This window comes from Pseudomonas sp. App30 (assembly GCF_047947025.1).
GTDB lineage: Bacteria > Pseudomonadota > Gammaproteobacteria > Pseudomonadales > Pseudomonadaceae > Aquipseudomonas.
Map to the genome: position 1 here is coordinate 488,592 of NZ_CP133165.1, position 15,116 is coordinate 503,707.

The following is a 15,116-nucleotide window of genomic DNA, read 5'->3' on the forward strand; positions in this document are numbered from 1 at the left end:
CGCAGGGCTCAGCGCATGTCGGCGTACGGCGAGATCGGCTCCACCGGCAGCGGCAGGTTGCCCTGCCAGGGGTCGAAGCTGTAGCGCAGGTACAACAACGCACGGCTGGGGGCATAGCCCTCGCTGTGCTGCCAGGTGATGCCGCCACCCAGCACCAGGTTGTCCGACAGGCGCCGCTCCAGCAGGCCCTGCACGCGGAAGTTGACGCCATTGCTGCTACTGCCGGCCTTCGTCAGCGTCGGGTCATCCACCAAGGTATGGCCCGACTGCGCCAACAGGTTCTCCAGGTCGCTGGCGCTGCTGGCCTTGGGGTACAGGTCGCTGCTGTCGATCTTGGCGAACGACCAGCCCACCGAGCTTTCCAGGAACGCCGACCAGTTGGCGTCGCGCCAGGCGAAGTTCACCGGCACGCTCACCGAATAGTACTGCTGCGGGCTGTAGTAGCCGCCCTGCCCCAGCGTCGACTCGCTCAGGTCCTTGTCGTAGCCCATGTACATCAGGGTCAGGCCGGTGCGCACGCGCTCGTCGGCGCGCTCCACCAGGCGGTAGTAGTAGCCGCCCATGGCGCTGCGGCGCTGGTTGTTCTCGACGTTCTCGCCCACCAGCCAATGGCTGCTCAGGCTCGCCCACACGCCGTCCTTGCCGCCTTCGTCGTGGCTCAGGCCCAGGGTGAAACCGTTGGCGGTGACGCCGCCGAACTTGGTGCCGGTGACGGGATCGGTGGCGCCCGCGTAGGACACCAGCGAGTTGCTCAACGGCCGGCGCGAGGCGGTCAGGCGGTAGCCGATGCTGTCCCAGTCGCCGCTGTAGGTCACCCCACCCACCCAGTTGGAGACGGTGAATTCCTGCGGCGTATGGCCAAGGTCAAAGGCCCAGGTGTCGTCGTGCCAACCCACGCCCAGCATGGTGCCGTTAACGCTTTGCGCGCCCTTGGCGCAGCCGCCCTGCACCACCGCGCACAGGCCGAACTGGTCGTTGCTGGCGAAGCTGCTGACGTCCAGCTGCACCTGTTCAGCCTGCACGAACCCCTGGCCCTGGGCCACCGGCGCGTCGATGCGCAGGATGGTGGTCTGGGTGCTCAGGTCGGACACGCCGGAGGCGCTGTTGTCGGTGCGCCAGGCGAAGTCGTGGTACAGGTTCACCGTGGGGTTCTGCTTCTGGTACAGCGCGTCGACGTCGCTGCGGATGCTGCGCGGCAGCCACTCGTCGCTGTCCTTGGCGCGGCTGGCCGCGGTCATGGCGACGTTGTCGCGCGGCGCCGCCTGCTGCGGGCTGATCAGCTGGGCCGCGGCCATGCTCTGGGCGTAGTAGTCCAGCGCCCGCTGCGGCTCGTCGCGGGACAGCAGGCGCGCGGCATCGCGGTAGGCCAGCGGGTCGGCCGGCCGGCTTTTGAGCAGCTCGGCGAACAGCTGGTTGGCGCGGGCCTTGTCGCCCACTGCCGCCCAGGCGTTGGCCAGGCGGCGCTGGAACGAGACCGTCACCGGCACCGGCGCCACCACAGCGGCTAGCTCGGCCTTGGCGGCCTGGGGCTGGCCACGGGCGATCAGCACCTCGGCCAGGCCCAGTTGCGCGTCGGGGTTCTTCGGCTCGCTGGCCAACACCTTGCGGTAACGGCCTTCGGCCTGGCCCAGGTCGTTGCGCTGCTGCGCCCAGTCGGCCAGGGTCAGGTAGTCATCGGTGGTGGGCGCACGCAACAGCAGCGCCTCGGCCTGGCTTTCGTGCCCGGCGGTGCGCAGGGCCTCGGCCTTGGCCAGCAGCTGGCGGCGTTGCAGGCGCGCCCACAGCTGCTGCATGTTGTCGCTCCAGGCCGCGCGCGGAATCTGCTGCAGGCTGCCCATGGCGTCGCCGTCGCGGTCGGCGTCGGCCAGGTACAGGCCGTGGGCGTAGCGCGCCTCGGGGTTCTGGCCCTGGCGCTGCAACAGCAGGCTGAAGCTGTTGTCCGCCTGGGCCGCCTGGCCCAGGGTGCGCTGGGCGTTGGCCAGGCGGTACACCAGCCAGGGGTTGTCGGGGTCCAGGTCGCGGGCCTGGGCCAGCGTCCGGGCGACTTGCGCCCAGTCACCGCGGCGGGTGGCGTCGTCGGCCTGGGCGTTGAGGCGGTCCAGGGCCAGGCCACGGCGCACGCTGAGGAATTCCTGCTGTTCGCGGGGCGTCAGGCTGTCCAGGTACTGCTCGGCCTTTTCCGGCGACTGCGACTGGTACAGGCGCACCAGGCCGCGCACCACGCTGGCGTTGCTGGGGTCAAGTTTGCGCGCCTGCAACAGCAGCGCCTCGGCGCTGATGTCGTCGGCCTCGCCCCGGGCCACGTACGACAGGCCGATCAGGGGCGCGGCATCCTTGGGCTGGGCCTGGCGCGCCTGCTGGTAGAAGCGCTTGGCCTGCGGGTACTGCTTGCGGTCCAGGGCCTCGTCGCCCTTTTGCAGCAGCATCCACTGGTAGTTGGCCACCTTGAGGTCCTGCCACTTGGTCATCCAGTAGGTGTCCTGCTCGATGGCCGAGGCCTTGACGAAGGCGTTGTAGGCGCCTTCGTGCTTGCTCTGGCGCATCAGCGCCACGCCCAGCGAGCCCAGCAGGCTCGAGTCCTGGGGGTAGCGCTTGAGGGCGATGCGCAGCTGCGCCTCGGCTGCCGGGTTGTTGCCGGCGTCGAGCAGCGCCTTGCCACGCACCCCGGCCTGCCAGGCCGGGTCGGCCAGCAGGTGCTGCTGGTCGTGCAATTGCTTGATGGCGTCGGCGCGGTAGGTGGTGTCCGGGTAGACGTCGAGGAAGGTCTGCCAGGCCTGGGCGGTGTCGTGGCCCACCGGCTGCTTGAGCAGGTAGTTGTACTCGCGCTCGGCGGCATTGGCCGCAGCGTTCGGGTCGCCGCCCAGCTGGTGCAGCACCGCCAGCGCCTCGGCGTCGCGCTTCTCGGCGAACAGCAGGCCCACCAGGGTCTGGCGCAGGCCGGCGTTGCCGGGGTACTGGCGATCCAGCTCGCGCAGCTGGTCGATGACCGTGGCGCGCTGGGGCTTGATGCCCGCGCGCACGGTGAGGAATTCCAGGGTGATGGCAAAGTCCGGCATGTCGTTGCCGAACAGCTGCAGGTAGGCCTGCTCGGCGTCTTCGTAACGGCCGGCGGTGGCCAGCAGGCGCGCCTGCTGCAGGTCTTTCTGGCCGTCGCTGCTTTGCAGCTTGAGCAGGTTCTCGGCACGGTGCAGCGCCGCGGTGCCGGGGATCTGCTGGCGCAGCCGCGCCACCAGGCGCTCGGCGCCGGCCTGGTCCTTGTTGAGCAGCGCCTGGCGCACCTCGGCCACCTGCACCTGGGGGTTGTCCGGGGCGATCAGTTCCAGGCGTGCCAGGGAGTCGTGCACCAGGTCTTCGCGGTACAGCGCCTCGCCCAGGCGGATCTGCTCCAGCAACCACTGCTGCTGGTCAGGCGGGCTCAGCGGTTGGGCCAGGGCGACCCCGTAGACGCTACTGAGCAGCAGCCCCAAACCCGTCATTTTTTGCATGCGGCAGTCCAGTTCGGCACGAGGTGTCCGTCTTTGTCAAAGCGATAGCGTTGTTGGTCCCAACCCTGGCCGAACAGCGCCAGCGACTGGTTGTAGTAAGCGTCCGCCAACGGCGGCTGTTGCTCCAGGCGCTGGCGCTGGGTAGCCAGGACCGCGGCCTGGGCCGGGCTGGCGGCCAGCAGCGGCAGCAAGGCGGCGCTGAAACCCACCGGGCCGGTGCCACTGGCGGTGCCGGTGGCGCTGTCGACCCGTTCCGGCACGAAGCCCTGGGCCGCGGTGAGCTGGGCCATGGGCTGCAAGTGTTCGAGCAGCGACGCCCGCCCCGGTGCGTCGTTGGCCAGCATGCCGGCCCACAGGTACACGCGGATGGCGTCGTAGCTGCCCACCGCGCCTTTCTGGCCATCGACGCCCCAGCCCTGGCCGGCCTTCCACAGCTGCCAGTCGGGCACCAGGCCCTTGGGCGAGCCTTCCAGCAGCAGGCGCTGGGTATTACTGGCCAGCTCGGCCCAGATCGGCGCCTCGGCGGCAAACCGCGCCAGCAGCTGCGGCGGCAGGTAGCTGGCGTTCAGGCGCCAGCCGTCGGCGCTGTCGAAGCCCACGGTGCCGGGCAGCAGCATCAGGCCCAGGCCCGGCAGCGTGCGCAGGCTCTGGGCGGCGGTGCGCCACAGCAGGTTGCGGCCCAGCACCTGGTAGTCGTCGCGGTGCCACAGGCGCCCGGCTTCGAGCAGGCTGTAGGCGATCCACAGGTCGGCGTCCGAGGCGTTGTTGGCGTCGAGCACGCGCCACTGGCCGTCCTTGTCCCGGCCCCACTGCCAGGCCGGCAGCTGGCGGTTGAGGTCGCCGCCGGCGAGGTTGTCCTGGGTCCAGCGCAGCACCTTGGCGAAGCTGGCCGGGTCGTTGCCCAGCAGGGCGAAGAACAGGCCGTAGCTCTGCCCTTCCGAGGTGCTGACCAGCTGCGCGCTGGAATGGTCGATCACCCGGCCATCCGGGCTGAGCATGGCCTGCCGGTACTGCTCCCAGGCCGGCCAGGCGCAGGCCCCGGCGCTGGCAGCGCCGGGGGCCAGCAGGAATCCGGCCAGGGCCAGGGCGGCGATGGCTTTCACCGGCTTACTCCTGGCCAGCCAGGCGGCGACGCGCCATCCAGCGCAGGCCACGCCACAGCAGGAAGGCGGTCAGCAGCACGCTGAGGGTGGCCATGGCCGCCAGCAGGATCGGGTGCTCGGACAGCTGGTACCACAGCAGCAGCCACCACGGCAGGTGGCCGACGAAGTACTGCTGCCCTACCCAGCTGCTGCTCACGCCGCTGCTGCGGATCAGCGCCACGGAGCCGGCCACCGCTTCCATCTTGCCGCTGTCGGCGAGGGTGTCGCGCAGCAGTTGATAGTCGGCGTCATCGCTGGCCAGCAGGGCAACGATGCTGCGCTGTTCGTGGTACGGCGACTGCAGGCCGACGATGGCGGCGATCGGCGCCTGGGCGCTGACCTCGACACGGTTGGCGCCCAGGTCGCGGGCGTCGCTGAACTGGCCGGCGCGGGCCGACTTGCCGCTGTCTTCGTTGGCCGGGGTCAGCAGCCAGTCGCGGGTCTTGGACAGCACCAGGTTGGCGTCGTCGCCGTTGCCGACGTTGGCGGCCAGGGCGCCGAACACCAGCAAATCGGTGTCGGCCTTGGCGTCGTTCCAGTCATCGGACAGGCGCAGGCCGAAGGCCGGCAGGCCCGAGCGCGCGGAAATACCGGCGATGGCCTCGAACAGCGTGCTCAGCTGCACGGCGCTGCCGTGGCTGGGCACCATCACCAGGGTCTGCGACAGGTCGGCCATGCGGCTGAACGGGAAGCCGCCGCGGGTGAAGGCGCGCAGGTCGGGCATGGCGATGTAGTGGTAGTAGCCGGACAGGTCGATGGTCGACTCTTCGTCGATCACCGCCTGGTTGTTCACCGGCAACGAGGTCTGGCAGTGGTCGCGCTGGGCGCTGGCGAAGGTGGTGGCGAAATTGAAGTCGAAGCGCAGGGTGTTGCGGTCGCCGATCTTCAGCGCCGGCACCAGCAGCTTGTCAGTGACGTTGGCCGATTCGTTGGACAGCACCGCCAGGCGCAGTTGCTCCAGCTGGCTGTTGCTCTTGCTCTGCAGCGCCAGGCTGGTGATGAACTGGTTGTTGAGGCTGATGGTCAGGCGCGAGGCGTCGTTGACCGCCGGCGGCGTGTAGCGGAACTTGGTCTGCAGGGGGATGCCCTGGTTGCGCCACACGAACAGGTCCGGCGGCAGGTTCACGTCCACGGTAATGGAGCGCGGCTGCAAGCCGTTGGCCTGCAGTTGCTCGGGGTACTTGATCAGCTCGGCGAAGCGCACCGGGCGGTCGGTGCGCATCCAGTTCGGCGCGTCATAGGGCACGCGCGGCTTGAGCTGCTGCACCTTGTCCACGGTTACCCGCGAGCCGCGGAACAGGTCGCCGCCCAGGGCCAGGGCGCGGGCGGCGTGGGCCAGGTCGTCGTCGTTGCGGCCCAGCACCAGCAGCACCTTGCTGTAGGGGTCCTGGGGGTTGTCGATCATCTGCACCACGGGCGCGTCCACGGCCGGGAAGCGCTGCAGGTCGGCGAGGAACGCCGGGCGGTGGTCGTTGGTGGCGAAGACGATCGCCGGCTTGGCGCGGTGTTGCTCGTCCAGCGCCGGCAGTTGGTCGAACAGCACCGGGAACTGGGTGCCGCGCCAGCCAGCCTGGCTGCCGAAGTACGAGGCCAGGATGCCGGCCGCGCGCTCCTCGCCCAGGGTCGGCGCGTTGGCGAACACCAGGTTGATCGACGGTTTGTCCTGGCCACGCGGGTCGAAGAACGGCATGGGGAAGTACGCCAGGTCATTCTTCAGGCTCAAGGCCTGTTCCTGCAGCTGGATCTGGCTGTCGCGGCCCACGTTCAGCCACAGGGTGCTGTTGGCCGGGTCTTCGCAGATGTCGGTGTAGTGGCCGACGAACTCCAGGCGCACGCGGTTGTAGTCGGCAATCAGGTGCGGGTCCAGGGCCACGGTCTGGGTGACCTTCTTGCCCAGCTGGTCCTTCTCGATCGGCACCACGCTCATCAGCACGTCATTGAGGTACACGCGCAGGTGCGAGACCTGGGGCAGCAGCGACGGCGACGGGGTGTACGACAGTTGCAGCCTGGCGTCGCTGGCGATGCGGTCGCGGCGCAGGCTGAATTCCACCTGGTCGCTGGTGTGGATGCCCAGCAACAGGCTGTCGCTGGCGCGGCCCAGCTGCTCAAAGCTGTGGGCGCTGCTCCAGTTGGGAATGGCCGGGACAGCCGCCGGGGCCGCGGCAGGCGCCGGGGCGGTGACGGGGGCGGCGGCCTGGGCACAGGCGACGGCCAGCAGCGCCAGGCTGGCAACGATGGTTTTGTTGAAGAAGCGGCTCATTTTGCGCTCACTGGTCGAGAAGTGGAAAGAGGTGCGGCCGCGGGCATGCGCGGCAGGAAACTGGCCAGCCAGCGCAGCAGGCGCAGCGGCGGCCCGGCGATGTGGCGTACCCAGGCGGGCAGGTATTCGTAGAGGCGGTAGTAGCCGGTGCCGCCCAGCTTGAGAATGTCGACGAAGCTGTGCAGCGGGCGGTCCGGGGCGAAGTTGTCGCCCCAGTTCAGCCAGGCGTCGGCACGGGCGAAGGTGCATTGCACGAAGTCGATCTTCTGCTGGGCGCTGAGGCTGTTGAAGCTGATGCCCACGAAGGTCTTGTGGCTGCGGCTGACGAAGCCGGGGAACAGGAACTCGCGGTTGCCGCGCTTCATCAACAGCGACACGCGCCCGCCTACCGGCAGCGCCAGGGTGGTGTCGAGCTCGATGCCCGCGCCGCCGTCGGAATAGTCCTGCAGCATGCCCGGGTAGCAGTGGCCGCTGTCCAGGCGCAGCGCGGCCGGCAGTTGCACCTGCACGCGGTGGGTCTGGCGCACCTGGCGCACTTCCGCGGCCACGGCCACGGCGGCGCCGACGATCAGCAGGTTGTAGACCACCCACAGGCTGCTCACCAGCACGGTGACGATCTCGGTGGCCGGCCCGCACAGCAGGCGCCACACGGCGAAGCCCAGGCCGGCGATGTTCAGCAGCGCCAGCAGCAGGTACGGCTGGGCGATCTTCCAGTCGAACTGGTTGTGCTCCATCAGGCCGCCCTTGGCGGTAACGTTGAACTTGCCCTTCTTGGGGTTGAACAGCGCCACGGTGGTGGGCCGGGCGATGTACCAGGCCAGCACCGTCTCGTACACCTCGCCCCAGAACGTCTGCCGGTAGGCGCCTTGCATGCGCGAGTTGGTCAGGCTGGCGTGGATCATGTGCGGCAGCACGTACAGCAGGATCATCACCGCCGGGGCGTAGATGATGTAGGCGTGTAGGAACAGGAACGCCAGCGGCGCGGTGAGGAACACCAGGCGCGGCAGGCCGGCCAGGAAGTGGATCATGGCGTTGGCGTAGCAGATGCGCTGGAAGATCGTCAGGCCGCGCCCCAGCAACGGGTTGTCGGTGCGGAAGATCTGCGCCATGCCCCGGGCCCAGCGGATGCGCTGGCCGATGTGCGCCGACAGGCTCTCGGTGGCCAGGCCCGCGGCCTGGGGGATCTTGATGTAGGCCGAGTTCCAGCCGTTGCGGTGCAGGCGCAGCGCGGTGTGGGCGTCCTCGGTCACGGTTTCCACGGCGAAGCCGCCGATGGCGTCGATGGCCGTGCGCCGCAGCACGGCGCACGAGCCGCAGAAGAACGCCGCGTTCCACATGTCGTTGCCGTCCTGCACCAGGCCGTAGAACAGCTCGCCCTCGTTGGGGCGCTGGCGGAACACGTCGAGGTTGCGCTCGAACGGGTCGGGCGAGAGGAAATGGTGCGGGGTCTGCACCAGTGCCAGTTTCGGGTCGCTGAGGAAGCCGCCGGTGGTCAGCTGCAGGAACGAGCGCACGGGCACGTGGTCGCAGTCGAAAATCGCCACCAGTTCGCTGTCGATCAGGGTCAGCGCATGGTTGAGGTTGCCGGCCTTGGCGTGGCGGTTGTCGGTGCGGGCGATGTAGCCCACGCCCACTTCGGCGGCGAACTGGCGGAAGCTCTCGCGCTTGCCGTCGTCGAGGATATAGATGTTCAGCTTCTCCGCCGGCCAGTCCAGGCCCAGCGCCGCGTACACGGTGCCGCGGACGATGGACAGGTCCTCGTTGTAGGTGGGGATCAGCAGGTCGACGCTGGGCCACAGGCTCAGGTCGCGCGGCAGCGGCTTGGGCTTGCGGTCCAGCGGCCAGCAGGTCTGGATGTAACCCAGGATCAGCACCACCCAGGAATAGGTCTCGGCCACCAGCAGGATCGAGCCGCACACCAGGTCCAGCGGCTGGTTCCAGTTCAGCGTCGAGGTGTAGCGCCACCACAGGTAGCGGCACGAGACGATCACCGACAACACCACCATCAGCAGGGTCGGGAAGCGCCCCGGCACCTTGCGCACCAGCATGGCCAGGCCCCACAGCAGCAGGACGAACACCAGCTGGGCGAGGTAGCTGAACGGCTCGGTGATGCACAGCAGGGTCAGCAGGAACGCCACGCTGGCGATGACCCCGTTGAACAGGCGCTGGCGGCGGCGGTCCAGGCCTTTCCACCAATGGCTGCCCTGGCGGATCTGCACGCTGCTTTCGGCGCGCTGGGGCAATTCTTCCAGGGCCGCCCCTACCCTCGCCCACAGGCGCAGGTACAGGCTGCCCAGGGCCTTGAGCCACTGCGGGGTGCGCAGCGACCAGGTGCGCGCCGGCGCCGGCTTGACCAGCAGCAGCCACAGGCTCTGCACCGCGTAGCGCAGCGGGTCGCCCAGGCTCGGCGCCTTGCCGGCCACCTGCGGGTACCAGCGCCGCGGGTGCTCGAGCACGGCGCGCCACTGCGCCGACTCCAGGCGCAGGCACAACCAGGCCAGGGCACAGAGGCTGGCCAGCAACAGGGCGATGGGCGGCGCGCAGTCGTGGCGCTGGCGCAGCCGGGTGTAGGGAAACACCTGGGCGATCATAGGGTCTCCAGGCGACGGGTCAGGCACCAGGTGGCCAGGCTCTGCACGTCCTGGGCCGCCAGGCTGGCCTCGGCGTAGGCGCCTACCGGTTTCTTGAACGCCAGGGCTTCGCGCATGGCTTCGTCCTGGTGAATGTTGAGCGGCAGCAGGCGCTCGCCGAACTGCTTGCGCCAGATCAGCAGCAGGTCGCGTTGCAACTGGCTGGCCGGGTCGAAGCGGTTGATCAGCAGCTGCTCACCCTCTTCTTCCTGCTGTTGCAGCAGCACCTGGCAGGCGGCATCCGCTTCCACCACCAGCAGGCGCATGGCGCACGGGCCGACGCGGGCGTGGCCCGGCAGGCGCAGCGGCACGTCGAACAGAATCCAGTCGAACTGCGCGGCCAGCGCCGCCTGGCGCCGGCGCCACAGCTCGGGTTCGTGGCGCAGGCGCTGTTCCACCTGGTCCTGCTCGGCCCATTTCAGGCGGCCATAGGGCAGCAGGCTCAGGCCCGGCTCCACGGTCCAGGCCTGGGTGTTCCAGTCCAGGCCGTCGACCATGGCCCGGGCCCAGCCGGCGCGCTCGTTGACGCCGACGTTGAAGTGCAGGCGCAACAGGTTCTCGGGGCACATGTCCACCAGCAGCACGCGCTCACCCAAGCTGTGCAGGGCCTGGCCGGTGGCGGCCAGCAAGGAAGTGCTGCCGACGCCACCGCGCAGGCCACGCAGGCTCAGGGCGGTCACGACAGCAGCTCCAGTTCGGATTTGCGCGCAGGCGGCAGCACCCGCGGTTGCAGGCGCTCCATTTCCGCCAGCAGCGGCCAGCGGTGCAGGGCTTTCTGCAGCTCCAGCTGGGCAGAAATGTCGACGTAGTCCAGCTCCGGCAGTTCAAGTTCCTGCTTGAGGCGGGCGATGTCGTCGGCGCGGGCGGCCCGCGACTGCACGTTGGCCTTTACTTGAAGCGCTGAGGGTACGGCAGCCACTGGCCTTTCTCCTTGATGCGAACGTAGGGTTTGCCGGCGTAGTCGACGACCACGGTGCCAGCGTTCTCGGAGACCGCCGCGGTTTGCGGCAGGTCGGTCAACAGCGCCTGCCAGCTCGGCGCCAGGCCTTCGCCCTGGGGCTGGGCGGTGTACAGCCGGCTGATGATTTCCGACAGGGCCAGGAAGCTGCTGGGCGCGGTGACGTGGATCGGCGCGGTGGCCGAGGTGCTGCCCATGTTCACCAGCTTGATGCCCACCGGCACGTGGGTGATGGACGGGCTGGGGATCTCGCGCATGCCGGAAATCTGCATGCGGTCGCCGTGCAGCGCGGCGCCGTGCTCGGGCACGATCACCACCACCACGCGGCGGCCGCTGGCCTGCAGCTGGGCGATGAAGCCGTTGAGGTCGTCGATCAGGCCCTGGGCGCGCGGCTTGTAGTCGGCGCTCTTGGTGCCGCCGTCGGCGGTCAGGGCGCGGTTGCCGTCGTGCAGGGTGGTGGTGTTGTAGAACAGCGCCACGCGGTCGCCCTTCTCGTCCATGCGGTGTTTCCACCAACTGGACAGCACCTGCCCATCACGCAGGATCGGCGTGCCGTCGAAGCCCACCAGCGCCCGTGGCAGGTTGCTGGTGCTGATGGCCGGTGGCGGCAGCGCGCCCTGGGAGCGCACCTCGTCGAGGAAGCCTTCGAACTGGCCGGTGTGGTTGAGCATGACTTCGTCGGCGAAGCCCAGCTTCTTCAGGTCGTCCATCAGCAGGCACTGCTCGGGCGCGGTGCCGTAGAGCTTGCTGTGCGGGGTCTGGCCGCACGAGGCGCGCAGCAGGCGGATGGCCGCCGGGCCGCTGTAGGAGGTGGCCGAGTTGAAGTTGTCGAACACCACGTCCATCTGCTGGAACAGCGTGTTGTCGCGCAGGCCCACGGTTTCCAGGTCGTCCCAGGCCATGGAGCAGATGTTGATCAGCAGCAGGTCGAACGGCTGCGCCGGCGAGGTCGAGGGTTTGAACTCGACCTGGCGGGTGGCCTCGGTGCTGTAGAACTTCTGCAGGTAGTTTTCCAGGGTGGCGTTGTCCGGCTCGCCGGCGCTGGCCATGGCGGGCGCGCCGGGCGCTGCGGCCTGGGCCGGGGCGGCGCTGGGGTGCATGGCCAGCACGTTGGCGCTGGCCAGCCAGGCCAGGCCCAGCACGCTGACGGTGGTCAGGCGCAGCCAGTGGCGCACGAAGGCGTAGACCACCACCAGCACGCAGAGCAAGGCGCACAGGTTCAGGTCAATGAAGCGCGACACCAGGTCCAGCAGGTAGGCGCCGGTGAAGTCGAGCACGCCGGGCTGGGCCAGCAGGCGGCTGAACGGCGGCAGCCAGGTGTCCTGGTAGAGCAGCGCCACGCCCACCGGAATGGCAATGACGGTGCGCAGCAGGCGCAGGTGGCGGTGGCGCAGCGGCAGCAGCAAGGCGGCGGCGAACACCACGTTGGGCAGCACCTGGAAGTTCAGGTAGCCGGTCCACACCAGGGCGAACTTGATGATGAAATACAGGTTCCACAGGCCCAGGCCCGACCAGCTGCGCACGCGCCGTTGGGGGATGACTTCAAACTGGCTCATGGGGCTCGCTCTTGGCAGGGGCGCGGCGACGCACGCCACGGGATTTCAAATAACGGGCCGGCAGCACGGCCTGGACGATGGCGGCCAGGTGGCGACCGAAACGCGTCAGGGCGACCACCAGGGCCAGGGTCAGCAGGCTGCTCAGGGCAATGACCTGGATCAGCTCGAAATAACTCATAAGCAGGCGTCCGTAAGGGGCAGCGTGGTGCGTTTGGGCGCGTAGGCACCCCGCTCGGCGACGGCCGCCGAGCTGCCGGCGGTGCGTTCCTCGGCCAGGTGGAAGGTGGCCGGCAGTTCCGCGGCGCTGAGGAAGGTGGCCTGGGGCAAGGCGTCCACCCCCGGCAGAATCTGGAAGGCGCTGAACAGGTCGCGCCAGGCCAGCCGGCAGATGTTGCCCAGGGCCGGTTCCAGGCCGTCGGCGCGGCAGGCGAACAGGAACAGGTAGAAGTCACCGTCGACCACGCAGGCGATGTCGCCGAAGCGGCGCAGGCTGATCTGGTTCAGGTACTGCTCGATGTCCAGGCCACCGCGCGGGGTGAGCTTGAGCAACTGGTGGCTGATCTCGCCGGCGGCGCCGCCGTAGATGCGCGTGACCGTGGCCAGGAACTCCGAGGGCATCATCAGGCCGCGCTCGGCCGGCGGCCGCAGGCGCTCGAACAGCGACTGGAAGTCGGTGTTGCGGCTGTGCCGCCAGGTCTGCCCCTGCACGCTGTCGATGATGCTGAAGAAGTACGCCAGGGTGGTGCCGTAGGGCACGGTGATGTTGGCACCGCAGGACACCAGCAGGCGTTCGTCGCGGTAGCGCAGGCAGGGTTCGATCTCGCGCACGATGATCTTCAGGCTGCTGCCGCACCGCTCGCGCAGGGCGTGCAGTTGCCGGGCCAGGCCTTCGACCTCCTGGTTGCTGTCGATGGCGACGATGACGCTGGCGGCGCGCGCCTGGCGCGCCTGCAGCAGCAGGTCGTCGCGGTCTTCGAACAGGCGCCACTGGTCCGACAGCGCCGGCGAGCCTTCCAGCACCGAGCGCTGGGTCAGGTAGATGCGCTGGTCGTCGGTGTGGGTCAGTTGCGGGCTGGCCTGCTCGCTGGCCGACAAGGCAAAGCCCTGCTCGCCCAGCTCCAGTTCCAGCTCCTGGCCGCTGCACACGCCCAGCGCGCTGTGCCAATAGTGCAACTGGTAGCGGATGCCACCGTCGCGGCGGTACAGCTGCGCCAGGCCCGACAGGGTTTCGTTCAGCCGCAGCAGGCGCTCGTGCAGCTGCGGCGCCTGGCCGTGGCTGATCACCAGCAGGGTCGATTGGCGCCGCGCCAGCCACTGGCCCAGGGTTTCGCACCAGTGGCGCAGGCCGGGGGCGATGTCGCTCAGCCAGGCGCTGGCCGGCAGCATCAGCACAATGACGCTGCCCGGCGCCTTGACCGTGCGGGTCAGCTCACCCACCAGCGCCTTCAGCGCCAGGCCGATGTCACCTTCGTCGATATCGAACAGCGCCAGCTCGCCCGGCCCGGCGTCGGCGGCCAGGGTGGCGGCCAGCGCCTGGCTCTGGTGGCCACAGCAGGCCAGCGTCCCCCGTGCCTGCGGGGGCATGGCCGCCAGGCACTGGCTGGCCAGAGCCGCAGCGTCGCCGGCCTGGTCGGCGGCGATCCAATACAGGCCGCCCTGGCGCAACACCATTTGTTCATCGCGCAGATGACCGATAGCTAAGCTGACTTGACTCAAATGTTCCCCGCACTCAACAGCCACGCGCGCGGGCAAACCCCGCGTGCAATTTAAAGAGGGAGTCATTTTCCGCGGCATGCACAATCGCCCGCACAGGAGCGGGGACGGTCAGGCGACAGAGAAAACAGGTGATTGCACTGCGGGCCGAATCCCCAAGGGCTTGGGGCGGGGGGCGTATCAATGCGAGATAGAGCCGCGGACAAGTGGCTTGCCGTGCTCAATCATTGCCGGACTCTCTTGTTCCTCGGCAATGGGGCGCCATTATTGGCGTGCGGAAAAGTGCAGTCAATTAGATAGAGACGATATGCAAAAAAATAGATGGCTCAACGCCAGTTTTATTGTATCGCATTGAATACAATGACAAAAAACGTTATCGCCACGGATAACAACGCGCTACAGAAACACCCTGCCGGTGCCAGGCGACGAGCGCCCGGCAGCGGCTGGCGGTCAGCCGCCGAGCACCTGGCGCATCTTGCGCAACCCCGCCTCGGCGCGCTCGAAACCGTTCAGCGCCGGCACCTGTTGCGTCGGCGCCTCGATACTGATGGGCACCTGGCGCGGCAAGGCCTGGAGCAGGCCGTGCAGGTCGCAGTCACCGTCACCGGGGAAACGCCGCTCGTTGCGCGCCTGGCGCAGGATCTCGTCCATGCTGTCGGGCACCGGGCCTGCCACGTCGCACATCTGCGCATAGCGAAAGCGCTGCGGGCTGGCCTGCACGGCCGCGGCCAGTTGCGCCAGGGACGAGCGCGAGCGATTGAAGTGGAAGGCGTCCACCAGCACGCAGCCGTTGTCGCGGCCGGCGTTGTCGACGATGCGCAGCGCCTTGGCCAGGTCCGGCGCGTCGGTCCAGGGCATGAACTCCAGGTGCGGGTAGATGCCGTAGGGCCGCGCCAGGTCGCACAGTTGGGCGAAGTTGTCGGTCAGGCGCGCCTCGTCCGGGTCATTGCCGGCCACCAGCAGTTCGCTGGCGCCGAATTCGGCGCCCACCTCCAGGAAGATCTCGAAGTCAGGCACATGGGTGGCCGGTTTCAGCCGCAGGATCTCGATGTCCAGTACCTTTATTCCGGTGTCGGTCAGGGCCTTGACCGTCTGCCGGCGCAGGCCGAGGTCGGCCACCAGCGGGTAGTGGTATTCCTGCGGGGTGGCGGGTTCCAGGCGCAGGCCCACGTGGCTGTAGCCGGCGCGGGCGGCCACCTCGACCATCTCGGGTGGGGACAGCTCCAGCACGGTCAGGGCTGCCAGGGAAAAAATCTGTTCGCTCATGAAAGACACTCGTTCGGCATGGGTGACGGACCAATTGGCATATTTAGAACCCAGTTCCAGTTTTATGCAAGTCGACTTTAGGCCACTGGGCGGGAGGCGTTTTGGC

General features: G+C 68.6%; 10 protein-coding genes. All 10 read right to left on the bottom strand.

Annotated elements, in window-relative coordinates:
• Window positions 1–8: 8 nt before the first annotated feature.
• Window positions 9–3,485, bottom strand: coding sequence for a cellulose synthase complex outer membrane protein BcsC (gene bcsC, locus RAM80_RS02170; protein WP_416424593.1), 3,477 nt, complete (start codon window positions 3,483–3,485; stop codon window positions 9–11).
• Window positions 3,473–4,588, bottom strand: a complete 1,116-nt coding sequence (gene bcsZ / locus RAM80_RS02175; protein WP_416424594.1) for a cellulose synthase complex periplasmic endoglucanase BcsZ — start codon at window positions 4,586–4,588, stop codon at window positions 3,473–3,475. Before bcsZ ends, bcsC begins: the two co-directional genes overlap by 13 nt.
• 4 nt (window positions 4,589–4,592) lie before the next feature.
• A complete protein-coding gene (gene bcsB / locus RAM80_RS02180; RefSeq protein WP_416424595.1) occupies window positions 4,593–6,887 on the bottom strand; it encodes a cellulose biosynthesis cyclic di-GMP-binding regulatory protein BcsB in 2,295 nt (764 codons plus the stop codon).
• Window positions 6,884–9,478, bottom strand: coding sequence for a UDP-forming cellulose synthase catalytic subunit (gene bcsA / locus RAM80_RS02185; RefSeq protein WP_416424596.1), 2,595 nt, complete (start codon window positions 9,476–9,478; stop codon window positions 6,884–6,886). The genes bcsB and bcsA overlap by 4 nt, the downstream gene beginning before the upstream one ends.
• Window positions 9,475–10,197: a cellulose biosynthesis protein BcsQ gene (gene bcsQ, locus RAM80_RS02190; protein ID WP_416424597.1), complete on the bottom strand. Its 723-nt coding sequence runs from the start codon at window positions 10,195–10,197 to the stop codon at window positions 9,475–9,477. Before bcsQ ends, bcsA begins: the two co-directional genes overlap by 4 nt.
• Window positions 10,194–10,436 (bottom strand): cellulose biosynthesis protein BcsR, encoded by a 243-nt coding sequence (bcsR, locus tag RAM80_RS02195; RefSeq protein ID WP_416424598.1) that lies wholly within the window; start codon window positions 10,434–10,436, stop codon window positions 10,194–10,196. Before bcsR ends, bcsQ begins: the two co-directional genes overlap by 4 nt.
• Window positions 10,406–12,031 (bottom strand): cellulose biosynthesis protein BcsG, encoded by a 1,626-nt coding sequence (bcsG, locus tag RAM80_RS02200; protein ID WP_416424599.1) that lies wholly within the window; start codon window positions 12,029–12,031, stop codon window positions 10,406–10,408. Before bcsG ends, bcsR begins: the two co-directional genes overlap by 31 nt.
• A complete protein-coding gene (gene bcsF, locus RAM80_RS02205) occupies window positions 12,018–12,209 on the bottom strand; it encodes a cellulose biosynthesis protein BcsF (protein WP_416424600.1) in 192 nt (63 codons plus the stop codon). The genes bcsG and bcsF overlap by 14 nt, the downstream gene beginning before the upstream one ends.
• Window positions 12,206–13,771, bottom strand: a complete 1,566-nt coding sequence (locus RAM80_RS02210; protein WP_416424601.1) for a BcsE family c-di-GMP-binding protein — start codon at window positions 13,769–13,771, stop codon at window positions 12,206–12,208. The genes bcsF and RAM80_RS02210 overlap by 4 nt, the downstream gene beginning before the upstream one ends.
• A 423-nt stretch (window positions 13,772–14,194) precedes the next feature.
• Complete coding sequence (locus tag RAM80_RS02215; protein WP_416424602.1) at window positions 14,195–15,010, bottom strand: sugar phosphate isomerase/epimerase family protein; 816 nt, start codon at window positions 15,008–15,010, stop codon at window positions 14,195–14,197.
• Between the last annotated feature and the right edge of the window lie 106 nt (window positions 15,011–15,116).

Excerpts from the sequence above, each read along its gene's own strand:
- bcsC (WP_416424593.1), bottom strand. The coding sequence starts at position 3,485 with ATGCAAAAAATGACGGGTTTGGGGCTGCTGCTCAGTAGCGTCTACGGG.
- bcsG (WP_416424599.1), bottom strand. The coding sequence starts at position 12,031 with ATGAGCCAGTTTGAAGTCATCCCCCAACGGCGCGTGCGCAGCTGGTCG.
- RAM80_RS02215 (WP_416424602.1), bottom strand. The coding sequence starts at position 15,010 with ATGAGCGAACAGATTTTTTCCCTGGCAGCCCTGACCGTGCTGGAGCTG.
- bcsB (WP_416424595.1), bottom strand. The coding sequence starts at position 6,887 with ATGAGCCGCTTCTTCAACAAAACCATCGTTGCCAGCCTGGCGCTGCTG.
- bcsF (WP_416424600.1), bottom strand. The coding sequence starts at position 12,209 with ATGAGTTATTTCGAGCTGATCCAGGTCATTGCCCTGAGCAGCCTGCTG.
- bcsA (WP_416424596.1), bottom strand. The coding sequence starts at position 9,478 with ATGATCGCCCAGGTGTTTCCCTACACCCGGCTGCGCCAGCGCCACGAC.